The sequence below is a fragment of the Stenotrophomonas sp. Steno-Z10-HUANG genome, assembly GCF_056393075.1.
This window is the reverse complement of record NZ_JBWJPA010000012.1, coordinates 42,045-65,385: the sequence shown is the minus strand read 5'-3', so window position 1 is coordinate 65,385 and position 23,341 is coordinate 42,045. Positions and strand designations below refer to the sequence as shown.

Here is a 23,341-nt window from a genome sequence, read left to right as displayed (position 1 = left end):
GGAGATCGCGCAATATGTGTGGCATCGTCGGAATCGTCGGCAACCAGAACGTCGCCGGGCAGCTCTATGACGGCCTGACCGTCCTCCAGCACCGCGGCCAGGATGCGGCCGGCATCGCCACCGCGCACGGCACCCGGCTGCGGGTGGAAAAGGGCAACGGGCTGGTGCGCGACGTGTTCGACGAGCGGCGCATGGCGCTGCTGCGGGGCCGCATCGGCATCGCCCACGTGCGCTACCCGACCGCCGGTTCGGAAGGCACCGACGAGGCGCAGCCGTTCTACGTCAACTCGCCGTACGGCATCGCCCTGGCGCACAACGGCAACCTGATCAACACCGAGGCGCTGCGCCAGCAGGTGTTCGAGGCCGACCGCCGCAACATCAACACCGACTCGGACAGCGAAGTGCTGCTGAACGTGTTCGCCTACGAGCTGGACGCGCAGCGCATGCTCACCCCGGAGGCGGCGATCCGCGCCGTGGCCGGCGTGCACCGCCGCTGCAAGGGCGGCTACGCGGTGGTCAGCGTGGTGCTGGGCCTGGGCCTGGTGGCGTTCCGCGACCCGCACGGCATCCGCCCGCTGGTGCTGGGCAAGCGCAGCCATGCCGAGGGTGAGGAATACATCGTTGCCTCCGAATCGGTGGCGCTGGACGTGCTCGGCTTCGAGCGCGTGCGCGACGTCGCCCCGGGCGAGGCGGTGGTGATCACCGAGCGCGGCGAACTGTTCGCCGAGGTCTGCGCCACCACCACCCAGCAGACGCCCTGCATCTTCGAGTACGTGTACTTCGCGCGCCCGGACTCGATGATCGACAACGTCTCGGTGCACAAGGCGCGCATGCGCATGGGCCAGAAGCTGGGCGAAAAGATCCTGCGCCTGCGCCCGGACCACGACATCGACACCATCATCCCGATCCCGGACACCTCGCGCGACGCGGCGCTGGAAATCTCCAACGTGCTTGGCGTGAAGTACCGCGAGGGCTTCGTCAAGAACCGCTACGTCGGCCGCACCTTCATCATGCCGGGGCAGGGCGAGCGGGTGAAGTCGGTGCGCCGCAAGCTCAACCCGATCCACCTGGAGTTCCGCAACCGCGTGGTGCTGCTGGTGGACGACTCGATCGTGCGCGGCACCACCAGCCAGCAGATCGTGCAGATGGCGCGCGACGCCGGCGCGCGCAAGGTGTACCTGGCCAGCGCCGCGCCGCCGGTGCGCCACCCCAACATCTACGGCATCGACATGCCGGCCGCCGAGGAACTGGTGGCGCACGAGCGCAGCGTCGAGGACATCGAGAAGCACCTGGGCTGCGACTGGCTGGTCTACCAGGACCTCGAGGACCTGGAGGCGGCAGTGCGCGAGGGCAATCCGGAGCTGAAGGCGTTCGATTCGTCCTGCTTCAACGGCCACTACGTCACCGGCATCGAGCCGGGTTACTTCGAGCGCATCCAGCAGCTGCGCTCGGACGAAGCCAAGAACAAGCGCCGCGCCTGAGCCATGCAGGCGGCGGCCGCGCAAGCCGGCGGCATGCCGGCGGTGGATGACCTGCTGCACGCCGCGCAGCTGTGCCTGGCCGAGGCCGATCCACTGCGCAAGGTGGCGCTGACCCGGCACTGCGCCAGCTTGTTCCGCGCCGGTACGCTGAAGCTGCCGGCGGACGCGCCCGGGCCGGCGCCGATCCGCATGCCCGGCCGCCCCGCGCGTCTGGTGCTGGTGCACCCGCGCGACCTGCCGCGTCGCGGCTTCGGCAGCGTGGAGGGGCGTGCGGCCTTCATCCATGCCATCGCCCATATCGAACTCAATGCCATCGACCTGGCGTGGGATGCGGTGTACCGCTTCCGCGGCCTGCCGGGCAGTTTCCATGCCGATTGGGTGAGCTGCGCCGACGACGAAGCGCGCCACTTCCTGCTGCTGCGCGAGCGACTGCTGGCGCACGGCCACGACTACGCCGACTTCCCCGCGCACAACGGTCTGTGGGAAATGTGCGAGAAAACCGCGCATGACGGACTGGCGCGCATGGCGCTGGTGCCGCGCGTACTGGAGGCGCGCGGGCTGGACGTGACCCCGGCGATGATCACCCGGCTGCGCTCGCTCGGCGACGACGCCACCGCCGACGTGCTGGAAGTGATCCTGCGCGAGGAAGTAGCCCATGTCGCCGCCGGTTCGCGCTGGTACCGCTGGTACTGCGCGCGTGCCGGGGTGGAACCGCGCGCGCGGTTCAAGCAGCTGCTGCACGAATACGCCGGCGGTTACCTGCACGGCCCATTCAATCTCGAAGCCCGGCTGCTGGCCGGCTTCGATGCCGACGAGCTTGCGGACCTGGTCGAACAGGCCGGGTGACGCAATCGCGCGGCCGGTTTCCGCGGCCGCGTGGATCGCATTGCGTTTACCTGATGCATGCGACGATACCGCTCACTTGTCGCACCCCATGGAGCCGCGCATGCCTGTCTTCCGCCCCCTGTTGCTGGCGTTGCCGATGACCCTGTTGTCGGCCTGCAGCCCCGCCGTCCCCGACGCCGGTGCGCCCGCGCACGAAGCCGCCGCCACGCGGGGTGAGCCGGATGCGGCGGCGTTCCCGGCCAGCCTGCAGGCGGCCGGCGTCGAGCCGTTCTGGAGCGTGAAGGTGGAGGGCGAAGCGTTGACCTACACCACGCCGGAAACGATGGACGCGCCGCGCCGGCTGCAGGCCACGCGCCGCCTCGATGCCGATGGCCTGCACCTGGCCGGCGAGGACAGTGGCGTGCCGTTCCGGCTGGACGTGCACCGCGCGCCCTGTTCGGACGGCATGTCCGACATGGCGTATCCGTTCAGCGTGTCGTGGCGGCTGGATGGCAAGACGCAGCAAGGCTGTGCGTTCGACCCCGCGTCGCCGCCCGCGCCCCGGTAAGCGGGCTGCCGTTTCGGGGCCGGCTCCGTTGCCACCACGCGCCTCTTCTGATCCGCAGGGTCCGCCGACGGTAGTACTTTCCAGTGGCCGGACCCGGTATTGAGCTACGGGGTCAGTGCCTGCAGCCGGTAGCCGCTGGCATCCACCTGCAGCACCGAGCCCTGCTCGTACCAGTCGCCGAGCACGATGCGGGTACAGGTGGCATCGTCCACCTGCACGCTGTGCACGGCCGGACGATGGGTGTGGCCATGGATCATCGTGTCCACGCCGTAACGGCGGAACGTGGCGGCGACTTCGCCCGGTGCCACGTCGGTGACGGTCTCGAACTGCGCGCGGTCGCCTTCCTTCATTTCCGACTGGCGCGCCTGGCTGGCGGCGCGTGCCTTCTGCGCGAAGGCGACGCGTGCTTCCAGCGGTTGCGCCAGGAACTGGGCGATGAACGCCGGGTCGCGGGTCTGCGCGCGGAACGCCTGGTAGGCGGTGTCGTCGGTACACAGCAGGTCGCCGTGCTGCAGCAGCACCGGCCGGCCGTACAGCGTAACCACGCACGGGTCGGGCAGGATGCGCAGGCCGGCGCGGCGGGCATAGTCCGCGCCGACCAGGAAGTCACGGTTGCCACGGATGAAGAACACCGGCACCCCGGCGTCGGCCAGTCCGCGCAGCGCGGTGGCGACCGCATCGGCGGCAGCGGAAGGGGTGTCGTCGCCGATCCAGGCCTCGAACAGGTCACCGAGGATGTACAGCGCCTCGGCCTGCCGCGCCTGGCCGCGCAGGAACTCCAGGAACAATGCGGTGATCGCCGGACGGCTCGGGTCCAGGTGCAGATCGGAAATGAACAGCGTGGTCATGCCCGCCATTGTAGGGCAACGCGGGTGCGCTCCCGATGGCCCCACGGCGGCCGGTGGGCGCCGCTGCGCGGGCACGGCGGCTGGCTGGCGGCCGCAGCTCAGAACGGCAGCGGCATCAGCTGCAGCGACGCGCCGCCCAGCAGCAGGGCGATGCCGGTGGCGGCCAGTACGTCGCTGGGGTAATGCAGGCCGAGCACGACCCGCGACAGCGCCACCCCGGCGGTGAACGGCAGCAGCAACGGTGCCAGCCACGGGTAGTAGGCCAGCGCGACCACGCTGAACGACACCGCGTGCAGGGTATGCCCGGAGGGAAAACTGTACTCGTCCAGCGGCGCCACCCAGGCGCGGATGCGCAGGTCGGCCGCGAACGGGCGCGGGCGGCGGGTCCAGCTTTTGAGCGCCTTGTACAGGCTCAGCGCGACCACGCCGGTGGCGGCCATGTGCGCGGATGCGCGCAGGCCGTCCATGCCGTCGGCCAGTACCAGTGCGCCCATCAGCACGTACCAGAACACGCCATCGCCGAGGCGGCTGATGATCGCGAACAGGGTGCGGATGCGGCGATGGCGGCAGTAGTGGTTGGCGCGCCGGCACCAGCGGGTTTCGCGGGCGAGCAGGCCGTCAGGCGGCAGCAAGGGCATGGGCACGTCTCCGTTGCGACAGTTCGTGCAGCAATGCCTCGAATTCGGCGACCACGTGGTCCGGATGCAGCCGCTGCATCGCCCGGCTGGCGTTGCCGCCGAGCGACGCGCGCAGGGCCGGGTCGCCGGCCAGGTTAATCGCGGCGTTGATGAAGCTGTCGTCGTTGTCCACGGCCACGCCGCTGTACCCGCTCTGCAGATGTTCGCGCGCGGCGCCATAGTCGAAGGCGACCGTGGCCACGCCGCTGGCCATGGCCTCCAGGGTCACGTTGCCGAAGGTCTCGCTGCGGCTCGGGAACAGGAACAGGTCGCCGCTGGCGAAGTGGCGGGCAAGCGCCTGGCCACGCTGGATCCCGCAGAAGATGAAATCGGGATTCTCCTGGGCGATACGCTCGCGCAGTGGCCCGTCGCCCACCCAGACGAAGCGCGCATCCGGGCGCAGCCGCTGGATCCGGCGGAACGCCTGGATCGCCAGGCCGAGGTTCTTCTCCGCGGCGATGCGGCCGACGTGGATCACCGCCAGCCCGCGCGCATCCAGCCCCCAGGCCTGGCGCAGCGCGGTGTCGCGCTGCTGCGGCGAGAACTGCGACGCGTCCACCGCACGCGCCAGCAGCCGTGGGTGATGGAAGCCGTGGCCCTGCAGGAAGTCCTGCAGTTCGCGGGTAGGGACCAGGGTGGCATCGCCCTGGTTGTGGAAACGGCGCATCCAGCCCAGGGCAACGGGCTGCAGCCAGGCCGCGCCGTAGTCGGGCAGATACGTGTCAAAGCGGGTATGCAGGCCGGTGGCGACCGGGATGCCGAGCCGCCGCGCGGCACGCAGCGCCGACCAGCCCAGCGGGCCCTCGGTGGCGATGTAGACCGCGTCCGGCCGCTGCCGGAGCCAGTGCCGGGCCAGCAGGCGCGGCACCGGCAGCCCGAAGCGCAGGCCGGGGTAGCGCGGCAGCGCCATGCCGCGCACCAGCAGCTCATGCGCCTGCGCCAGGTCCTGCGACTGGCGCGGACGCACGACGTCGACGTCGTTGCCGCGGGCGCGCAGGCCGCGCTCCAGGCCCTGTACGGTCAGGGCGACGCCGTTGACCTCCGGCGGATAGGTCTCGGTGACGATGGCGTAGCGCATGGCTCCTCCCGTTTGCCGCAGCATGGGCAGAAGGGGTGGCAGCGATATGACCGGCGTGCGTCGCTGGCATGACAGCGCCCGGGGCAGCGGCGCCGTGCCGCGCCCCTGCATGCCCCGCAGCCCCATGCGGGGCGGGCCCGGCATGCACCAGGGGATTCAGGCGACGAACGGCCGGAATGCGATGCCCAGGCCGGCCATGCCCTCGGCCTCGCCGACCAGGTCGGCGCGCAGCAGCGGGCGGGCGTCGATGAAGGCCTTGTCCAGCACCAGTGACAGAGTGTTGCCGTCCACGCTCAGGTCCAGCGTCGGAATCGGGTCGTCCTCGTGCGAGCGGTGCAGCAGCACCGCCAGCCGCAGCAGCGCGGCGGTGCGGCGGGCCGGCAGCAGCAGGCGGTCGGGCAGGGCGTCGAAAGCGGTCTTGGGCACGCCGCGGCGGTGGGTGCGGATCAGCGCCGCCAGCATCTGCTGCTCCTGGCGCGAGAAGCCGGCGATGTCCGAGTGCTCGATCACGTAGCTGCCGTGGGTGTGGTAGCCGCTGTGGGCGATCATCAGCCCCAGTTCGTGCAGGCGCGCGGCCCAGCCCAGCATGCGGGCGTCGTCCGAGTCCAGTTTCCAGCTTTCGGCGACCTGCTCGAACAGGCGCTGGGCGGTCGCTTCCACGCGCAGCGCCTGGGCGGCATCGATGTCGTAGCGGCGGGTCAGCGCCGCCACCGATTCGTCGCGCGGGTCGTTGTCGCTGGCGCGGCCCATGATGTCGTAGAGGATGCCCTCGCGCATCGCCGCCTTGCTGACCAGCAGCTTCTGCAGGCCCAGCGACTGGAAGGCGGCCTCGAGCACCAGCACGCCGCCGGCGATGATCGGCCGCCGCTCGCTGGACAGGGTGGGCAGGTTGATGTCGTCGATGTGCCGCGCGCGCAGCAGTTCGTCGCGCAGCTGCGGCAGGGCCTGGGCGGTGATCGCGCCCTTGCTCAGCTTCATCGCCGCGCAGATCTCGCTGATCGCCTTGTGGGTGCCGGACGACCCCAGTGCCTCGTCCCAGCCCAGCGCCCGGTACTTGGCGGCGAACGGCTGGAACTCGGCGCTGATCTCGGTCAGTGCGTCCTTCCAGCGCTTCTTGCTCAGCTTGCCGCCGGGGAAGAAGCGCCGGGTGCTGGCGATGCAGCCGGCCTGCAGGCTTTCGCGTTCCAGCGGCTGCATGCCGCTGCCGATGATGAATTCGGTGGAGCCGCCACCGATGTCGATCACCAGCCGCCGCTGGCCCGGCTTGGGCGGCTGCGCATGGGCCACGCCCAGGTAGATCAGGCGCGCCTCCTCGCGGCCGTTGACCACTTCGATGGCGTGGCCCAGCGCGGTCTCGGCCGGCATCAGGAACGACAGCGGCGAGCGCAGCTGGCGCACGGTGTTGGTGGCCAGCGCGCGCACCCGGTACGGCGGGATGTTGCGGATGCGCTGGCCGAAACGGGCCAGGCATTCGAGCGCGCGTTGCCGCGCCTCGGCCGACAATCCCCCCTTGCCGTCGAGGCCGTCGGCCATGCGCACGGTCTCGCGCAGGCGGTCGACCACCCGCAGCTGGCCGAGCAGGTAGCGGGCGATGACCATGTGGAAGCTGTTGGAGCCCAGGTCGATGGCGGCCAGCAGGTCGCCGTCCTGCAGCGGGGGAAAGGTCGGGGAGGACTGGGGCATGGCGGAATGGTAGTGGATGGCCGGGGGCGCGTGTCACCCCGTGCGCGAAACCGTGAACCGGCGCCACGGCCGCACCGGCATGCCCGCCGCGCACGGCGGGCTGCCCGGCGCACGGCCGGGCCCACGCGGGCGGCCATGCGCGGTCGCGGCGGCAGCGTTACAGCGCTTCCAGCAATGCCTGCTGCGCCGAGTGCGGCGGCTGTCCGGGCTGCGGCACGCACTTGCGGTAGCGGCCGTCGGCCTGCAGTTCCCAGGCGTTGAGGTTGTCGTCCAGGTAGTTCTGCAGCACCTCGCGGTAGATCCGACGGGCCAGGTCGCTGTCCAGGATCGGGAAGCAGGTCTCCACGCGCCGCAGCAGGTTGCGCTCCAGCCAGTCGGCGCTGGCGCAGTACAGCTCGGGCGCGCCGTTGTTGCCGAACCAGTAGACGCGGCTGTGCTCCAGGAAGCGGCCGACGATCGAGCGCACCCGGATGTTGTCGGAGACGCCCTGCACCCCGGGGCGCAGGGTGCACGCACCGCGCACGATCAGGTCGATCTGCACGCCGGCCTGCGACGCCGCGTACAGGGCGCGGATCACCTGCGGCTCGTTGAGCGCGTTCATCTTGGCGATGATCCGCCCCGGCTTGCCGTCCAGCGCCAGCCGGGTCTCGCGCTCGATCCGCTGCAGCAGGCCGGCGTGCAGGGTGAACGGCGACTGCAGCAGGCATTCCAGCTTCATCTTCGAGGCCAGCCCGGACAGCTGCTGGAACAGCTGGTGCACGTCGTTGCCGATGTCCGGATCGGCGGTGATCAGGCTCAGGTCGGTGTAGGCGCGCGCGGTGCCGCTGTGGTAGTTGCCGGTGCCCAGGTGCACGTAGCGGCGCAGCTTGCGCCCTTCGCGGCGCACGATCAGCAGCATCTTGGCGTGGGTCTTGTAGCCGACCACGCCGTAGACCACCTGCACGCCGGCGTCCTGCAGGCGATCGGCCAGGCCGAGGTTGGCCTCTTCGTCGAAACGCGCGCGCAGCTCGACCACCACGGTCACGTCCTTGCCGTTGCGCGCGGCCTGGATCAGCGCCTCGACGATCCCCGAATCCTTGCCGGTGCGGTACAGGGTCTGCTTGATCGCCAGCACGTTGGGGTCCACCGCGGCTTCACGGATCAGCTCCAGCACGGTGCTGAACGAGTCGAACGGGTGGTGCAGCAGCACGTCCTCGCGCGCCACCGCCTCGAAGATGCCCTCGGACGTCTTGAGCACGCGCGGGGTCATCGGCGGGTACTTCAGCTCCGGCCGCTGCACCAGGTCGTAGACCTGGATGACGCGGTTGAGGTTGACCGAGCCGTCGATGCGGTAGGCGGCGTTCTCGGACAGGCCGAAGTTCTGCAGCAGGGTCTGCACGATCGGCCGCGGGCAGTCATGGGCGATCTCCAGCCGCACCGCCGGCCGGTAGCCGCGGTCGACCAGCTCGTCGCGCAGCGCCAGCGCCAGGTTTTCCACTTCCTCCTCGTCCACCACCAGCTCGGAGTTGCGGGTGACCCGGAATTGGTAGGCGCCGCGTACGTCCATGCCCGGGAACAGTTCGTTGACGAAGGTGGACAGCACCGCCGAGAGCAGCACGAAGTTCTGGGTGCCGCCCAGCGACTTGGGCAGCTGGATGATGCGTGGCAGCGAGCGCGGCGCGCGCACCAGCGCCAGGTGGCCGGCGCGGCCGAAGGCGTCGGTGCCCTTGAGCACGACGACGATGTTCAGCGACTTGTTGAGGATCTTCGGGAACGGATGCGACGGATCCAGCCCCAACGGCGAGAGCACCGGCATGATCTCGTTGCGGAAGTAGGCACGCAGCCAGCGGCGCTGGCGCGCGGTCCAGGTCGACGGCGAGAGGATGCCGATACCCGCGTCCTGCAGCGCCGGGCGCAGCACCTCGTTCCAGCAGCGGTACTGCTGTTCCACCAGTTCGGCGGCGCGGTCGTGGATGGCGCTCAGGATTTCCTGCGGGCTCATCCCGTCCGGCGCCGGCGGCAGGCCGAACTCCTGCGCGTGGCGCACCGCCGCGGCACGGATCTCGAAGAACTCATCCAAGTTGGTGCAGGAAATGCACAGGAAGCGCAGCCGCTCCAGCAATGGCACCTGTTCGTCCATGGCCTGCGCCAGCACCCGGAAGTTGAAGTCCAGCTGCGACAGCTCGCGGTTGATGTACAGCGCCGGGTCGCGCAGCGGGTCATTGCCCGGGGCCGCGGCAACGGGGGACGGGACGGGAGCGTTCATGCCGGGGAGTCTTCCGTGGACGGTGGCGAGGGGAGGGCGGTGCGCGGGCGGACGTGTTCGGCGTCGAAATGGCAGGCGAAGGTACTGCCCTGGCCGACTTCGCTGCGGATCTCCAGCCGCGCCTGGTGCAGGCCGAGGATGTGCTTGACGATGGACAGGCCCAGGCCGGTGCCGCCGCTCTCGCGCGAACGGCTGCTGGACACGCGGTAGAAGCGTTCGGTCAGGCGCGGCAGGTGGTTGGCCGGGATGCCGTAGCCGGTGTCGGTCACCGCCAGCACCGCGCCGTCGCCCTCGCGGGCGAAGGTCAGGGTGATGCGGCCGCCGGCCGGGGTGTAGCGCACCGCGTTGGTGACCAGGTTGGAGAACGCGCTGTGCAGCTCCTTGTTGGAGCCGGCCAGGTCGACCCCGGCGCTGTCCTCGATGGTGATCGTGTGGCGGCCCTGGCTGTGGGCCTCGGCTTCGCGCCGCAGCGAGGCGAGCATCGAGGTCATCGCCACGGTTTCCAGCTCGGTCTGCTGCTGCGATTCCAGCCGCGACAGGGTGAGCAGGTCTTCCACCAGCTGCGCCATGCGCTGGGACTGCTTGCGCATCTCCGCCAGCATCGGCCCGGTGTCGGGGAAATCCTCCGGGTCCATCATGTCCAGGTAACCGTGCACCACCGTCAGCGGCGTGCGCAGCTCGTGCGAGACGTTGGCGACGAAGTCGCGGCGCACCTGCTCCAGGTGCAGCAGCTTGGTCACGTCGCGCGCCACCAGCAGCCAGTGGTGGTCCGAGTACGGAATCAGCCGCAAGTGCAGGCGGATGCCCGGATCGACCGGCGAATTGGCGTCCAGGATGGGTTCGGCGTTGCGCCCGCCGGCCAGCCAGTGCGCCAGCGGCAGCGGCTGCAGGCGCTCCACCAGCGGCGCGTCCATGTCGGCCGGATGCTGCAGGCCCAGCAGCGCGGTGGCCGCCTCGTTGAACCACTGCACGCGCTGGGTGTTGCGGTCCACCACCACCACCGCGTCGGGCAGCGCCGCGGCGGCCGCGCGGTAGCTGCGCAGCATGTCGATCAGGCGCCGCTTGCGCACGCGCATTTCCTGCTGGTTGCGGTACAGCAGGCGGTCAAGCTCGTTCCATACGCCGGTGCCGCGGGCGGTTTCCCAGCGCTGGCGCGCGGTCAGGCGCAGCAGCACCTGGCGCAACCGCCAGTAATGCCAGGCGAGGATCCCGAGCGCGGCCAGCGCCAGCACCCACGCGGGATGCCCGAGCAGGGCGCCGATCAGCAGGGCCGACAACAGCAGCGCGGCCAGGGTGGCCAGCGTCTTCAACCAGGCGGATCGGAATTGGCGGGGCATTGCGCTCTCGGGTGATGCGGGTGGAACCTTGGGCACTGCGACCGGTTATAGCAGGAAGCGCGGGCGCCGGCCGCGGCGCCGCGCTCAGACCGAGGCCGAGAAGCGGTAGCCGGCACCGCGCACGGTCTGCACCATGTTCTCGGCGCCGAACGGTTCCAGGGTCTTGCGCAGGCGGCGGATGTGCACGTCGATGGTGCGCTCTTCCACGTAGACGCTGCCGCCCCATACGTGGTCCAGCAGCTGCGAGCGGGTGTAGACGCGCTCGGGATGGGTCATGAAGAAATGCAGCAGGCGGTACTCGGTGGGGCCGATCGAGACCGGCGCGTCGCCGGCGAACACCCGGTGCGCGGCGCCGTCGATTCGGATCGGGCCGATCGCCACGCTGCCGTCCTCGTCGTCGTCGCGGGTGCGGCGCATCACCGCGCGGATGCGCGCCAGCAGCTCGCGCGCCGAGAACGGCTTGACCACGTAATCGTCCACGCCGGCCTCCAGCCCGCCGACACGGTCGTTTTCCTCGCCACGCGCGGTAAGCATGATGATCGGCACGTCGCGGGTCAGCGCCTCCTTGCGCCAGCGGCGGGCCAGCTCCAGGCCACTGGTGCCGGGCAGCATCCAGTCCAGCAGGATCATGTCGGGCACGCGGTCGGCGATGGCGGTCTGCGCCTCCAGCGCGTCCCCGGCATGCACCGGCTCGTATTCCCCCTTGCGCAGCGCGAACGCGACCATGTCGCGGATCGCCGGTTCATCATCGACGATAAGGATGCGTTTCTGCACGTCTTGCCTACCATGAAGCCCATCGGACCGGATGTGCCCAGTAGACTACGGTTTGATGACCGGTTTGTGACAGCGCCGGCCGGGGCGTCAGCGGCGCTGCATGTCCGGGTCGCGCATGCCCAGCCGGCGCATTTCCAGCACGGTGGGCATGATCGCCTCGATCCGCGCGTCCACCCGGGCGCGGCTGACATAGTCCAGGCCGGGCTGCTTGAGCAGCGCCTGGAACTGCAGCAGGGCCTGTTCCGGGCGCCCGTTCAGGTAAGCGGCCTCGGCATAGGCTTCGCTGGCGCGGGCATTGTCGCCGGCCAGCTCGCAGGCACGGGCGAACGTGCGCTGGAACACCGGGTCGTCGCCGGCGCGGGCCAGCAGCGGGCGCAGCATGGCCTGGGCGCGCTTGCCGGCCTCCATGCCGCCCTGCTCGTTGAGCACCTGGGCGTAGGTCAGCGCCACCGGCCGGCTCTGCGGCAGCTTCTGCAGCAAGGCCTCGAAGCGGCGGTTGGCATCGGCGTGGCGGCCGTTGCGCGACTCGGCCTCGCCCAGCGCCAGGTTCACCCACAGGTTGTCGGGGTGCTCGGACTGCAGTTGCTGCAGCTCCTGCAGGGCCTGCTGCAGCGCGCCGGTGCCATCGCGCAGCTGGGCGATGGCCACGCCATAGCGCTGCGCGTCGCTCAGCCCGTCCTTCTGGCTGCGGCGCAGGTCCTGGTACTCGCGCACCAGCTCGGATGGGGTCGGGGCGCTGAGCACGCGCAGGCGTTCGCGGGCCCAGTCGAACTGGCCGCTGGCGCCGCGCGGCAGCCCGATCGACGGCAGCGACAGCTGTATCGACCCCGGCAGCAGCGGGTTGCCGCTGGCCTTGGCGGGGTCCGGGACCGGGTCGGCCGGGTTCACCCGTTCCTGGCGCACCCCGTCGGGGGTGGAGGTGGTCAGCAGCACCGTGTCCTTCTTCATCTGCTCGGCGCGGGCCTTGGCTTCGCTGATGCGGGTGATGGTCACCGGGTGGGTGCGCAGGAAGTCGGGCGTCGAGTAGCCGCCCTCGTTGCCGCGCATCGCCGCGGACATCCGCTCGAAGAAGCCGGCCATCGCATCGACGTCGTAGCCGCTGCGCGCCAGCGTGCGGATGCCGAGCCGGTCGGCCTCCGATTCGTTGGAGCGGGTGAAGTTGATCTGCAGCTGCTGCATCAGGCCCATGCCCGAGCTGATCGCCGCCATCGTCGCGTCGCCAGAGGAGTTGCCGCCGGCCTGCTGCGCCGCGATCACCGCCGCGAGCATGCCCAGCAGGATCGGGATCTGGTCGCGCTGCGCCTTTTCGACGCTGCGCAGCACGTGCTGCTGGGTGACGTGCGAGATCTCGTGCGACAGCACCGCGGCCACTTCGTCCTCGCGCTCGGCGGTCAGCACCAGGCCGGCATTCATGCCGATGTAGCCGCCGAGGGTGGCAAAGGCGTTGATCTGCCGGTCCTTGAGCATGAAGAAGGTGAACTTCTGCTGCGGCTGGGCGCTGTTGGAGCCGAGCCGGGTGCCCATGGCCTGCAGCCAGTCGTCGACCAGCGGGTCATCCACCAGGTAACCGTAATTGCGCAGTTCGCGCAGCATCATGCCGCCGTACTCGGCCTGCCGCGCCGGGGTGAGCAGTTCGCCGGCGGACGAGCCGATGTCCGGCAGCTTGCTGTCCTGGGCCCGGGACAGGGGCGTGGCCAGGGCCAGGGTGACGGCGGTGGCGAGCAGCAGGGTTCGCAAGCGTGGGGCTCCGGGGCGACTGGGCCGAGAATGACGGGGAAGCGGGGCACGGGTGTGAAGCACAGGTTAACCCGCAGTGTTCCAGCGTTGGACGGTGTGATCCGGCGCGCCGCTACCATATAGGGACAACATTTACCGCGCGGAGTTTCCCGTGAGCAGCCAGACCCCCGAGATCACCATCTACTCCACCGCCGTGTGCCCGTACTGCGTGGCCGCCAAGAATTTCCTCAAGAGCAAGGGCCGCACCTGGAACGAGGTGCGCATCGACCTGGACCCGGCCGAGCGCGAGAAGATGATGGCATTGACCCGCCGCACCAGCGTGCCGCAGATCTTCGTCGGCGAGGTCCATGTGGGTGGCTATGACGACATGATGGCGCTGCACCGTGCCGGCCGGCTCGAGCCGCTGCTGGCGGGGGAGGGCGCATGAGCGGCGCGGACAAGGACCGCGTGGCCGAATTCACCGCGTTCCGCCAGCGCATGAACCAGCGCATCCTGGCCGAGCCCAACCAGGTGGTGCGGCGCTTCTTCGCGCTGGACACGCAGACCTACCAGGCCGGCGCGCTGGACGTGAAGACCAAGGAGCTGCTGGGTCTGGTGGCCTCGCTGGTGCTGCGCTGCGACGACTGCATCAGCTACCACGTGGCCCAGTGCAAGGACGCCGGGGTCAGCCGCGAGGAGTTCTTCGAGACCTTCTCGGTGGGCCTGGTGGTCGGTGGTTCGATCGTGATCCCGCACCTGCGGCGCGCGGTGGACTTCCTGGACCAGCTCGAGTCCGGGGCCGCGGAGGCGCCGGCCGGCCACGACCACGGCTGAACCTGCGACCTTGGTCCAGTTGGGGCGGGGCGGGCGGATCAGGCATAATTGACAGTTGAAACTTTTGGATGCGCCTGATCCCGGGCTGCCGGCCGGCGCACGCTCCCCCTCCCAGTTCGGAACCCAAATCATGACGCAGACAATCACCGTCATCCGCGGCGATGGCATCGGCCCGGAAATCATGGACGCCACCCTGTTCGTGCTCGACAAGCTCGGCGCGGGGCTGTCCTACGAGTTCGCCGATGCCGGCCTGGCCGCGCTGGAAAAGCACGGTGAGCTGATCCCGGCCAGCACGCTGGAATCGATCAAGAAGAACAAGGTCGCGCTGAAGAGCCCGCTGACCACCCCGGTCGGCGGTGGCTTCAGCTCGATCAATGTGGCCCTGCGCCGCCAGTTCGACCTGTACGCGAACGTGCGCCCGGCGATCTCGTTCCCGAACACCAAGTCGCGCTACGAGAACGTTGACCTGATCACCGTGCGCGAGAACACCGAAGGCGCCTACCTGTCCGAAGGCCAGGAAGTCTCGGCTGACGGCGAGACCGCGTTCTCCGGCACCCGCATCACCCGCACGGGTTCCGAGCGCATCGTGCGCTACGCCTTCGAGCTGGCCCGCAGCACCGGCCGCAAGAAGGTCACCGCCGTGCACAAGGCCAACATCATCAAGTCGACCTCGGGCCTGTTCCTGAACGTCGCCCGCGAAGTGGCCGCGAAGTACCCGGAAATCGAGTTCCAGGAAATGATCGTGGACAACGCCTGCATGCAGCTGGTGATGCGTCCCGAGCAGTTCGACGTGATCGTCACCACCAACCTGTTCGGCGACATCATCTCCGACCTGTGCGCCGGCCTGGTCGGCGGCCTGGGCCTGGCCCCGGGCGCCAACATCGGCGAGAGCGCGGCCATTTTCGAGGCCGTGCACGGCACCGCGCCGGACATTGCCGGCAAGGGCATCGCCAACCCGTGCGCGCTGCTGCTGGGCGCCGCGCAGATGCTGGACCACGTCGGCCAGCCGCAGAACGCCGAGCGCCTGCGCAAGGCCATCGTCGCCACCATGGAAGCCAAGGATTCGCTGACCGGCGACCTTGGCGGCACCGGCGGCACCATGGACTTCGCCCGGGCCATCGCCAGCCGGCTGTAAGGCGCGCGCGGTTGTGGATGGAGAGAAGGGCGCCGCTGGCGCCCTTCTTCGTTCATCGGCTGCAATGCCCGCCGCGAGCGCGCTGGCCTGGCGGCCGCTTGATCGGCCGGCAGCGGCGTTGCTGCCGGCCGCGTGCGGTGGCGGTGCGGTCAGTTGCGCGACTGCAGCTTGGACAGCAGGCGCAGGAACTCGATGTACAGCCACACCAGCGTCACCATCAGCCCGAACGCGCCGTACCACTCCATGTACTTCGGTGCGCCGGCTTCCACGCCGCTCTCGATGAAGTCGAAATCCAGTACCAGGTTCAGGGCGGCGATCACCACCACGAACAGGCTGAAGCCGATGCCGATCAGGCCGGACTGGTGGATGTAGGGGATCTGGATGTTGAACAAGCCCAGTACGATCGTGGCCAGGTACACCAGGGCGATGCCGCCGGTGGCCGCGACCACGCCGAGCTTGAAGTTCTCGGTGGCCTTGATCAGCCCGCTGCGGTAGGCGAACAGCAGCGCGAACAGGGTGCCGAAGGTCAGCAGGACCGCCTGGAACACGATGCCCTGGAAGCGTGCCTCGTAGAGTGCCGAAATGGTGCCCAGGAACAGGCCCTCCGCCAGCGCATAGAGCGGCGCGCTGACCGGCGCCCACTGCTTCTTGAAGATGGTGACCATGGCCAGCACGAAGCCGCCGATCAGGCCGCCCCACAGGTACAGGCGCGCGCCGCTGGCGAGTTCGCCGGTATCGGTCAGCGCCTGATTCCAGGCGAAGGCCGCGGTGATCACCGCCAGCAGCAACAGCAGGCCGGTCTTGTTGACGGTGCCGTTGAGGGTCATCGCCCCGGCGCCGCGCGAGACCACCGCGCCGCTGCCGGGGTCGAGGAAGGTGGAATCGGAGAGGGCTGGGTTGCCGCTGCGCACGTGGGGCTCCTGGGGCGTGTATGGATGCCGGCAGCATAACCAACTGCCGCCGCGATGAAATCCGCCGTTGACAGACCGCTCCGCACTCCCGACAATAGCCGACCTTTCGGGGGGGAACCTCGGGAGATTCACCGCCGGGGTATAGCGCAGTCTGGTAGCGCGCCTGCTTTGGGAGCAGGATGTCGGGGGTTCGAATCCCTCTACCCCGACCATCCGACGCGACCAGCGCGTGTTGGAGTGCGACGATCCGGTCAGAGCGCCCGTAGCTCAACTGGATAGAGCACCGGCCTTCTAAGCCGGCGGTTACAGGTTCGATTCCTGTCGGGCGCGCCAATCGGCGCAAGCGGTGGGTTGTAGTTTTCAGTGGTGGCTGTAGCTCAGTTGGTTAGAGTACTGGATTGTGATTCCAGTGGTCGGGGGTTCGAATCCCCTCAGCCACCCCATTGAACAGAAAGACGCCGGAACATGCGTTCCGGGGTTGAAGGAACTGAAGGGTGCAGGTATCATTTGCCCCCTGATTTTCAGGGCCGTTAGCTCAGTTGGTAGAGCAGTTGACTCTTAATCAATTGGTCCAAGGTTCGAATCCTTGACGGCCCACCAACACAGACAGCCACCTGGCATAGCCCGGTGGCTGTTTTCCTCCAGAGTGGGGAGCCTGCGCTTCGCCGCAGGAATCCGGTGTCGCAGGTGACTGCGCACACCCATGTTTCAGGGCTGTTAGCTCAGTTGGTAGAGCAGTTGACTCTTAATCAATAGGTCCAAGGTTCGAATCCTTGACAGCCCACCAGACAAGGGCACCCGCTCCGGCGGGTGCCCTTTTCTCTGCCCGGTGGCAGGCATGGCCGGAGCGTGCCGGTGTCCCCGGCTGGCCGATGCCGCGGATGCCGGTGGCATCGGCGCGATCGCATGCCGCGGAAGGCGCGCCTCCGGCGTTCTTTTTGCCCGCAGGTCTGCAACAATGCCGGCCGGACGCGAAAGTGGCGGAATTGGTAGACGCCCTGGATTTAGGTTCCAGTGCCGCAAGGCGTGGGGGTTCGAGTCCCCCCTTTCGCACCATCCGTGTGTCGGCCGGATGTTCCCCGGGCGCGCCTGTCCGGGGGCAGGCTGGAAGCGCCAGCCGGAATCGGCGAAACTACAGGGCTGCGGCGGAATCATGTCCGTCGGAAACCGTTCATCTTCCACATCGTACCGGGGCCAGGGCGCCACCGGTGGCAGGAGTCCACATGCAAGCTTCGATCGAATCCACCGGCAACCTGGAACGCCGCCTGACCTTCTCCCTGCCGGAGGAGCGCCTGCAGAGCCACATCAGTGGCCGGCTCGGCGAGATCGCGCGCACCGTGCGCATCAAGGGCTTCCGTCCGGGCAAGGTGCCGGCCAAGGTGGTCGAGCAGCGTTTTGGCCAGCAGGTGCGCGCCGAAGCGATGGACGGCCTGCTGCGCGAGACCTTCGACGCCGCGCTGCGCGAGCATGAGCTGCGCATTGCCGGCACCCCGCGCATCGACAAGGCCGGCGAGGGCGAGTTCGATTTCGTCGCCACCGTCGAGCTGGTGCCGGACTTCGGCGATGTCGACGTGACCAAGCTGACCGTGGTGCGCCACAGCGCCGAAGTCACCGACGCCGACATCGACCAGATGATCGAGAACCTGCGCCAGCAGCGCCGCACCTGGAAGGCGGTCGCGCGTGGCGCGCAGGAAGGCGACCTGGTGGCGCTGGAAACCTGGTCGCAGGCCGGTGACGAACGCCTGCCGGCCGAAGGCGCCGAGCAGGGCACCATCATCATCGGCCAGGGCATGATGTTCGAGCAGATCGAGCAGGGCCTGGTCGGCCTGGCCAAGGGCGAGGAAAAGACCCTGGACGTCGCGTTCCCGGCCGACTGGCGCGTTCCGGCGCTGGCCGGCAAGAACGTCAAGGTCACGGTCAAGGCCACCGAGGTGTCCGAGCCGGTGGTGCCGGAGGTCGATGCGGCCTTCATCAAGAGCTTCGGCGTCAAGAACGGTGAGCTGGCGCAGTTCCGCGCCGACATCCGCGCCAACCTGGAGCGCGAGCTCAAGGGCGCGCTGATGAACCGCCTGCGCCGCGAAGTGGGCGAGCAGCTGATCGCCGCCTACGCCTCGGTCGAGCTGCCGCCGCGCCTGGTCGAGAACGAAGCCCGCGCCATGCTGGCCCAGCAGATCGACGCGATCCGCCGCCAGGGCGGCAACCCGGGCCAGGTGCCGGCCGACGCCCACGAGGGCTTCAAGGACGCCGCCTCCAAGCGCGTGCTGGTCGGCCTGCTGGTCGGCGAAGTCGCACGCCGCAACGACCTGCGCCTGGACCCGAAGCGCCTGAACGAAACCATGCGCCTGATCGCCTCGACCTACGAAGAGCCCGAGCAGGTCATTGAGATGTACCGCAACGACCCCCAGCTGATGAGTGGCCTGCAGAACCGCGTGATGGAAGAGCAGGTCATCGACTGGATCGCCGAGCGTGCCCAGCACACCGAGCAGGTGCTGACGTTCCAGGAAGCGATCCGCCCGTAAGGCGGTCGCTCCACCCGCCCCGCGCCCCGGCGCGGGGTGATGTTTCCCCGTCAAGATTAGGTGCCCCACGTAATGGACAACCGAGCCAAAGCCCTGAACCTGGTTCCCATGGTGGTCGAACAGACCAGCCGTGGCGAGCGCGCCTATGACATCTATTCGCGCCTGCTGAAGGAGCGCCTGATCTTCCTGGTCGGCCCGATCGACGACCACATGGCGAACCTGGTGGTGGCGCAGCTGCTGTTCCTGGAAGCGGAGAACCCGGAAAAGGACATCAGCATCTACATCAACTCGCCCGGTGGCGTGGTCACCGCCGGCATGGCGATCTACGACACCATGCAGTACATCAAGCCGGACGTGAGCACCATCTGCGTCGGCCAGGCCGCCTCGATGGGCGCGCTGCTGCTGGCGGCGGGCGCGGCCGGCAAGCGCTTCGCGCTGCCCAACTCGCGGGTGATGATCCACCAGCCGCTGGGCGGCTTCCAGGGCCAGGCCACCGACATCGACATCCACGCCCGCGAGATCCTGACCCTGCGCGCGCGCCTGAACGAGGTGCTGGCCAAGCACACCGGGCAGTCGCTGGAGACCATCGCGCGCGACACCGAGCGCGACAACTTCAAGAGCGCCGCCGATGCCCAGGCCTATGGCCTGGTGGACCAGGTCCTGGAGCGGCGTCCCGACGAGTCGATCCAGCCGGCGTGACCGGCGCAAGTAGCCGAAAACACGGCGTTTTCTGCAGGGTCGGAAGTGGACTGGCGTCCATCCGGCCCTGTGCTATTCTCGAAATCGAACCCCCTGTTCACGGGGGGAGCAACTGGGTAAGCGAAGCATGAGCGAAGACCGGCAAGGTCGTTCCGGAGACAGCGGCAAGATCCTTTACTGCTCGTTCTGCGGCAAGAGTCAGCATGAAGTACGCAAGCTGATCGCGGGTCCGAGCGTGTTCATCTGCGATGAATGCGTGGAGCTGTGCAACGACATCATCCGCGAGGAACTTGAGGAAAAGGCGCAGTCGGCGCGCAGTTCGCTGCCCAAGCCGCGCGAGATCCTCGAGGTCCTGGACCAGTACGTGATCGGCCAGAACCGCGCCAAGCGCACGCTGGCGGTGGCCGTGTACAACCATTACAAGCGCATCGAGAGCCGTCAGAAGAGCGACGACGTCGAGCTGTCCAAGTCCAACATCCTGCTGGTCGGCCCGACCGGCTCGGGCAAGACCCTGCTGGCCGAGACGCTGGCGCGGCTGCTCAACGTGCCGTTCACCATGGCCGATGCGACCACGCTCACCGAAGCCGGCTATGTCGGCGAGGACGTGGAGAACATCATCCAGAAGCTGCTGCAGAAGTGCGACTACGACGTCGAGAAGGCGCAGCAGGGCATCGTCTACATCGACGAGATCGACAAGATCTCGCGCAAGAGCGAGAACCCGTCGATCACCCGCGACGTGTCCGGCGAAGGCGTGCAGCAGGCCCTGCTGAAGCTGATCGAAGGCACCGTGGCCAGCGTGCCGCCGCAGGGCGGGCGCAAGCACCCGCAGCAGGAATTCCTGCAGGTGGACACCAAGAACATCCTGTTCATCTGCGGCGGCGCGTTCGCCGGGCTGGACAAGGTGATCCAGCAGCGCTCCAGCGAGGCCGGCGGCATCGGCTTCGGTGCCAAGGTCAAGAGCAGCGAGCGCAAGCAGGAAGTGGGCAAGGTGCTGGCCGAGGTCGAGCCCGAGGACCTGATCAAGTTCGGCCTGATCCCCGAGTTCGTCGGCCGCCTGCCGGTGGTGGCGACCCTGGAGGAGCTGGACGAAGCGGCGCTGGTCAGGATCCTGACCGAACCGAAGAACGCCATCACCAAGCAGTTCAAGAAGCTGTTCGAGATGGAGAACGTCGAGCTCGAGTTCCGCCCGGACGCGCTGTCGGCCATCGCCAAGAAGGCGCTCAAGCGCAAGACCGGCGCGCGCGGCCTGCGCACCATCGTCGAGTCGGTGCTGCTGGACACCATGTACGACCTGCCGTCGCAGGAGAACGTGAGCAAGGTAGTGGTGGACGAATCGGTCATCGAGCACAAGTCCGAGCCGTACGTGATCTACCAGACGCCGCCGGCCAAGGCCGCGTCCGGTGACTGAATAGGCCGTTCGGGCCTCCTGTCCGGGCGGGATGAAGCCCGGTTCAGGTGCTTCCCCGACGCCACTTGCATCACCCCGCCGATGGCCCCATAACGGGGCCATCGGCTTTTTTCATGGCCACCCCCGAATCCAAGTGGAGCCCCCCATGGCCCAGTCCCAAACCGAAGTCCTCGACCTGCCGGTCCTGCCGCTGCGCGACGTGGTGGTGTTCCCGCACATGGTCATCCCGCTGTTCGTCGGGCGCGACAAGTCCATGCAGGCGCTGGAGCGGGCGATGGAAGCGGACAAGCGCATCCTGCTGGTCGCGCAGAAGTCGGCCGAGACCGACGACCCCACCGGCGCCGACCTGTACACCGTCGGTACCCTGGCGCAGGTGCTGCAACTGCTGAAGCTGCCCGATGGCACCATCAAGGTGCTGGTCGAGGGCCTGGCGCGGGTCGCCGTGGACAGGATCCGCGAGCAGGATGGCGCGCTGCAGGGCGCCGGCACCGAACTGGAATCGGACGAAGCGCGCGAGCCGCGCGAGATCGAGGCCATCGCGCGTTCGCTGATGTCGCTGTTCGAGCAGTACGTCAAGACCAACCGCAAGCTGCCGCCGGAGCTGCTGCAGACCCTGAACGGCATCGAGGAGCCGTCGCGCCTGGCCGACACCATCGCCGCCCACATCGGCGTGCGCCTGGCCGACAAGCAGAAGCTGCTGGAGACGCTGCAGGTCGGCGACCGGCTGGAAATGCTGGTCGGCCTGGTCGACGGCGAGATCGACGTGCAGCAGCTGGAGAAGCGCATCCGCGGGCGGGTCAAGTCGCAGATGGAGAAGAGCCAGCGCGAGTACTACCTCAACGAGCAGATGAAGGCCATCCAGAAGGAGCTGGGCGACCTGGACGACGCGCCGGGCGAACTGGACGAACTGGCGCGCAAGATCGCCGAGGCCGGCATGCCCAAGGCGGTCGAGGCCAAGGCGAAGAACGAGCTCAACAAGCTCAAGCAGATGTCGCCGATGTCGGCCGAGGCCGCGGTCGTGCGCAACTACCTGGAGTGGCTGCTGGGCGTGCCGTGGAAGAAGCGCACCAAGGTGCGCAAGGACCTCAAGGTCGCCCAGGACACGCTCGACGCCGATCATTACGGCCTGGACAAGGTCAAGGACCGCATCCTGGAATACCTGGCGGTGCAGTCGCGGGTGAAGCAGATGAAGGGCCCGATCCTGTGCCTGGTCGGGCCGCCGGGCGTGGGCAAGACCTCGCTGGGCCAGTCCATCGCCAAGGCCACCAACCGCAAGTTCGTGCGCATGAGCCTGGGCGGCGTGCGCGACGAGGCCGAGATCCGCGGCCATCGCCGCACCTACGTCGGCTCAATGCCGGGCCGCATCGTGCAGAACCTCAACAAGGTCGGCAGCAAGAATCCGCTGTTCGTGCTCGACGAGATCGACAAGATGTCGATGGACTTCCGCGGCGACCCGTCTTCGGCGCTGCTGGAAGTGCTCGACCCGGAGCAGAACAACGCGTTCAACGACCACTACCTTGAAGTGGACCTGGACCTGTCCGAAGTGATGTTCGTGGCGACCTCCAACTCGCTCAACATCCCCGGCCCGCTGCTGGACCGCATGGAAGTGATCCGCATCCCGGGCTATACCGAGGACGAGAAGCTCAACATCGCCACCCGCTACCTGGTGCCCAAGCAGCTCAAGGCCAATGGCCTGCAGCCGGAGGAGCTGGCCATCGAGGAGGGCGCGATCCGCGACATCGTGCGCTACTACACGCGCGAGTCCGGCGTGCGCAACCTCGAGCGCGAAATCGCCAAGATCTGCCGCAAGGTGGTCAAGGAGATCGCGCTCGCCGGCCCGCAGCCGGCCAGGAAGGCGGCCAGGAAGGCCACGAAGAAGCCCAAGGCGCTGGTGGTGGTCGATGCCGCCAACCTGGACAGGTATCTGGGCGTGCGCCGCTTCGACTTCAGCCGTGCCGAGGAAGAGAACGAAGTGGGCCTGGTGACCGGCCTGGCTTGGACCGAGGTCGGCGGCGACCTGCTGCAGATCGAATCGACGCTGATCCCAGGCAAGGGCGCGGTGACGTTGACCGGCCAGCTGGGCAACGTGATGAAGGAATCGGCGACGGCGGCGCTGTCGGTGGTGCGCGCCCGCGCGCAGGCGCTGGGCATCGACGTGGACTTCCTGCAGAAGCACGACGTGCACCTGCACGTGCCCGATGGCGCCACCCCCAAGGATGGCCCCAGTGCCGGCATCGCCATGGTCACCTCGCTGGTGTCGACCCTGACCCGGGTACCGGTCAAGGCCGATGTGGCCATGACCGGCGAGATCACCCTGCGTGGTCGCGTCACCGCCATCGGCGGTCTGAAGGAGAAGCTGCTGGCCGCGCTGCGCGGCGGCATCCGCACCGTGATCATCCCGGAGGAGAACCGCAAGGACCTGGCCGACATCCCGGCCAACGTCACCCGCGACCTGGACATCATCCCGGTGAAGTGGATCGATGAGGTGCTGGACATCGCGCTGGAGGCGCCGCTGGCACCAAAGAAGGCGCGCAAGAACGGCCAGCGGGTGGCGGTGCGGGGGCGGGCGAAGGCAGCTCCGGCCGCGCGCGTCAAGCACTGAT

Annotated in this window: 19 protein-coding genes and 6 tRNA genes; 16 read left to right on the top strand and 9 right to left on the bottom strand. The window is 68.6% G+C overall.

What is annotated here, in order from left to right; genetic code table 11:
• Window positions 1-14: 14 nt before the first annotated feature.
• The 3 genes from purF to AC06E6_RS14840 all read left to right on the top strand — a co-directional run bounded on the left by purF (window position 15) and on the right by AC06E6_RS14840 (window position 2,874).
• On the top strand, window positions 15-1,481 hold the full coding sequence (gene purF, locus AC06E6_RS14850) for an amidophosphoribosyltransferase (protein WP_054663460.1): 1,467 nt from the start codon (window positions 15-17) through the stop codon (window positions 1,479-1,481).
• Between the two features lie 33 nt (window positions 1,482-1,514).
• Window positions 1,515-2,327, top strand: a complete 813-nt coding sequence (locus AC06E6_RS14845; protein WP_161614815.1) for a ferritin-like domain-containing protein — start codon at window positions 1,515-1,517, stop codon at window positions 2,325-2,327.
• A gap of 100 nt (window positions 2,328-2,427) precedes the next feature.
• A complete protein-coding gene (locus AC06E6_RS14840; RefSeq protein ID WP_478061845.1) occupies window positions 2,428-2,874 on the top strand; it encodes a COG3650 family protein in 447 nt (148 codons plus the stop codon).
• A 104-nt stretch (window positions 2,875-2,978) separates the two neighbouring features.
• On the opposite strand, the gene lpxH is transcribed toward AC06E6_RS14840, so the two are convergent.
• The 8 genes from lpxH to AC06E6_RS14800 form a co-directional block, all read right to left on the bottom strand.
• Complete coding sequence (gene lpxH, locus AC06E6_RS14835; RefSeq protein ID WP_478061844.1) at window positions 2,979-3,722, bottom strand: UDP-2,3-diacylglucosamine diphosphatase; 744 nt, start codon at window positions 3,720-3,722, stop codon at window positions 2,979-2,981.
• 98 nt (window positions 3,723-3,820) lie between these two features.
• Window positions 3,821-4,360: a phosphatase PAP2 family protein gene (locus tag AC06E6_RS14830; protein ID WP_478061843.1), complete on the bottom strand. Its 540-nt coding sequence runs from the start codon at window positions 4,358-4,360 to the stop codon at window positions 3,821-3,823.
• Entirely contained in the window at window positions 4,341-5,477 is a 1,137-nt protein-coding gene (locus AC06E6_RS14825) for a glycosyltransferase family 4 protein (RefSeq protein WP_478061842.1), read from the bottom strand. The genes AC06E6_RS14830 and AC06E6_RS14825 overlap by 20 nt, the downstream gene beginning before the upstream one ends.
• A 156-nt stretch (window positions 5,478-5,633) precedes the next feature.
• On the bottom strand, window positions 5,634-7,160 hold the full coding sequence (gene ppx, locus AC06E6_RS14820; protein ID WP_293764730.1) for an exopolyphosphatase: 1,527 nt from the start codon (window positions 7,158-7,160) through the stop codon (window positions 5,634-5,636).
• Window positions 7,161-7,317: 157 nt separating this feature from the next.
• Window positions 7,318-9,405 (bottom strand): polyphosphate kinase 1, encoded by a 2,088-nt coding sequence (gene ppk1 / locus AC06E6_RS14815; protein WP_478061840.1) that lies wholly within the window; start codon window positions 9,403-9,405, stop codon window positions 7,318-7,320.
• Window positions 9,402-10,742, bottom strand: coding sequence for a phosphate regulon sensor histidine kinase PhoR (gene phoR, locus AC06E6_RS14810; protein WP_161614822.1), 1,341 nt, complete (start codon window positions 10,740-10,742; stop codon window positions 9,402-9,404). The genes ppk1 and phoR overlap by 4 nt, the downstream gene beginning before the upstream one ends.
• An 84-nt stretch (window positions 10,743-10,826) precedes the next feature.
• Window positions 10,827-11,516, bottom strand: a complete 690-nt coding sequence (gene phoB, locus AC06E6_RS14805; protein WP_054663482.1) for a phosphate regulon transcriptional regulator PhoB — start codon at window positions 11,514-11,516, stop codon at window positions 10,827-10,829.
• A gap of 87 nt (window positions 11,517-11,603) precedes the next feature.
• Window positions 11,604-13,253: a M48 family metalloprotease gene (locus AC06E6_RS14800; RefSeq protein ID WP_104938181.1), complete on the bottom strand. Its 1,650-nt coding sequence runs from the start codon at window positions 13,251-13,253 to the stop codon at window positions 11,604-11,606.
• 130 nt (window positions 13,254-13,383) lie between these two features.
• On the opposite strand from AC06E6_RS14800, the gene grxC reads away from it, so the two are divergent.
• From grxC to AC06E6_RS14785, 3 genes are all read left to right on the top strand, one after another.
• Window positions 13,384-13,680: a glutaredoxin 3 gene (grxC, locus tag AC06E6_RS14795; RefSeq protein WP_427853122.1), complete on the top strand. Its 297-nt coding sequence runs from the start codon at window positions 13,384-13,386 to the stop codon at window positions 13,678-13,680.
• The gene (locus tag AC06E6_RS14790; RefSeq protein ID WP_104938183.1) at window positions 13,677-14,066 is read left to right on the top strand and encodes a carboxymuconolactone decarboxylase family protein; all 390 of its coding nucleotides are present in this window, start codon (window positions 13,677-13,679) and stop codon (window positions 14,064-14,066) included. The genes grxC and AC06E6_RS14790 overlap by 4 nt, the downstream gene beginning before the upstream one ends.
• A gap of 130 nt (window positions 14,067-14,196) precedes the next feature.
• Complete coding sequence (locus AC06E6_RS14785) at window positions 14,197-15,201, top strand: isocitrate dehydrogenase (RefSeq protein WP_478061838.1); 1,005 nt, start codon at window positions 14,197-14,199, stop codon at window positions 15,199-15,201.
• Between the two features lie 149 nt (window positions 15,202-15,350).
• Here the strand turns inward: AC06E6_RS14785 and AC06E6_RS14780 are convergent, their stop codons facing one another.
• Window positions 15,351-16,112 carry a Bax inhibitor-1/YccA family protein gene (locus tag AC06E6_RS14780; protein WP_240211741.1) on the bottom strand — a complete coding sequence of 254 codons (762 nt, stop codon included), beginning with the start codon at window positions 16,110-16,112 and terminating at the stop codon, window positions 15,351-15,353.
• 135 nt (window positions 16,113-16,247) lie between these two features.
• Between AC06E6_RS14780 and AC06E6_RS14775 the strand changes: the two genes are divergently transcribed.
• From AC06E6_RS14775 to lon, 10 genes are all read left to right on the top strand, one after another.
• A tRNA-Pro gene (locus AC06E6_RS14775) sits at window positions 16,248-16,324 on the top strand.
• A 44-nt stretch (window positions 16,325-16,368) separates the two neighbouring features.
• Window positions 16,369-16,445, top strand: a tRNA-Arg gene (locus AC06E6_RS14770).
• Window positions 16,446-16,478: 33 nt separating this feature from the next.
• Window positions 16,479-16,555, top strand: a tRNA-His gene (locus tag AC06E6_RS14765).
• An 81-nt stretch (window positions 16,556-16,636) separates the two neighbouring features.
• A tRNA-Lys gene (locus AC06E6_RS14760) sits at window positions 16,637-16,712 on the top strand.
• 111 nt (window positions 16,713-16,823) lie between these two features.
• Window positions 16,824-16,899, top strand: a tRNA-Lys gene (locus tag AC06E6_RS14755).
• Between the two features lie 184 nt (window positions 16,900-17,083).
• Window positions 17,084-17,168, top strand: a tRNA-Leu gene (locus tag AC06E6_RS14750).
• Between the two features lie 167 nt (window positions 17,169-17,335).
• The gene (gene tig / locus AC06E6_RS14745; protein ID WP_104938186.1) at window positions 17,336-18,631 is read left to right on the top strand and encodes a trigger factor; all 1,296 of its coding nucleotides are present in this window, start codon (window positions 17,336-17,338) and stop codon (window positions 18,629-18,631) included.
• 72 nt (window positions 18,632-18,703) lie between these two features.
• Window positions 18,704-19,330 (top strand): ATP-dependent Clp endopeptidase proteolytic subunit ClpP, encoded by a 627-nt coding sequence (gene clpP / locus AC06E6_RS14740; RefSeq protein ID WP_054663499.1) that lies wholly within the window; start codon window positions 18,704-18,706, stop codon window positions 19,328-19,330.
• Window positions 19,331-19,457: 127 nt separating this feature from the next.
• The gene (clpX, locus tag AC06E6_RS14735; protein ID WP_104938188.1) at window positions 19,458-20,738 is read left to right on the top strand and encodes an ATP-dependent Clp protease ATP-binding subunit ClpX; all 1,281 of its coding nucleotides are present in this window, start codon (window positions 19,458-19,460) and stop codon (window positions 20,736-20,738) included.
• Window positions 20,739-20,883: 145 nt separating this feature from the next.
• Complete coding sequence (gene lon / locus AC06E6_RS14730) at window positions 20,884-23,340, top strand: endopeptidase La (protein WP_478061835.1); 2,457 nt, start codon at window positions 20,884-20,886, stop codon at window positions 23,338-23,340.
• The last annotated feature ends 1 nt before the right edge of the window (window position 23,341 follow it).

What these genes read in the sequence shown, in the direction of transcription:
- purF (WP_054663460.1), top strand. Translation starts at nt 15, where the DNA reads ATGTGTGGCATCGTCGGAATCGTCGGCAACCAGAACGTCGCCGGGCAG.
- AC06E6_RS14845 (WP_161614815.1), top strand. Translation starts at nt 1,515, where the DNA reads ATGCCGGCGGTGGATGACCTGCTGCACGCCGCGCAGCTGTGCCTGGCC.
- AC06E6_RS14840 (WP_478061845.1), top strand. Translation starts at nt 2,428, where the DNA reads ATGCCTGTCTTCCGCCCCCTGTTGCTGGCGTTGCCGATGACCCTGTTG.
- lpxH (WP_478061844.1), bottom strand. Translation starts at nt 3,722, where the DNA reads ATGACCACGCTGTTCATTTCCGATCTGCACCTGGACCCGAGCCGTCCG.
- AC06E6_RS14830 (WP_478061843.1), bottom strand. Translation starts at nt 4,360, where the DNA reads ATGCCCTTGCTGCCGCCTGACGGCCTGCTCGCCCGCGAAACCCGCTGG.
- AC06E6_RS14825 (WP_478061842.1), bottom strand. Translation starts at nt 5,477, where the DNA reads ATGCGCTACGCCATCGTCACCGAGACCTATCCGCCGGAGGTCAACGGC.
- ppx (WP_293764730.1), bottom strand. Translation starts at nt 7,160, where the DNA reads ATGCCCCAGTCCTCCCCGACCTTTCCCCCGCTGCAGGACGGCGACCTG.
- ppk1 (WP_478061840.1), bottom strand. Translation starts at nt 9,405, where the DNA reads ATGAACGCTCCCGTCCCGTCCCCCGTTGCCGCGGCCCCGGGCAATGAC.
- phoR (WP_161614822.1), bottom strand. Translation starts at nt 10,742, where the DNA reads ATGCCCCGCCAATTCCGATCCGCCTGGTTGAAGACGCTGGCCACCCTG.
- AC06E6_RS14790 (WP_104938183.1), top strand. Translation starts at nt 13,677, where the DNA reads ATGAGCGGCGCGGACAAGGACCGCGTGGCCGAATTCACCGCGTTCCGC.
- AC06E6_RS14785 (WP_478061838.1), top strand. Translation starts at nt 14,197, where the DNA reads ATGACGCAGACAATCACCGTCATCCGCGGCGATGGCATCGGCCCGGAA.
- tig (WP_104938186.1), top strand. Translation starts at nt 17,336, where the DNA reads ATGCAAGCTTCGATCGAATCCACCGGCAACCTGGAACGCCGCCTGACC.
- clpP (WP_054663499.1), top strand. Translation starts at nt 18,704, where the DNA reads ATGGACAACCGAGCCAAAGCCCTGAACCTGGTTCCCATGGTGGTCGAA.
- clpX (WP_104938188.1), top strand. Translation starts at nt 19,458, where the DNA reads ATGAGCGAAGACCGGCAAGGTCGTTCCGGAGACAGCGGCAAGATCCTT.
- lon (WP_478061835.1), top strand. Translation starts at nt 20,884, where the DNA reads ATGGCCCAGTCCCAAACCGAAGTCCTCGACCTGCCGGTCCTGCCGCTG.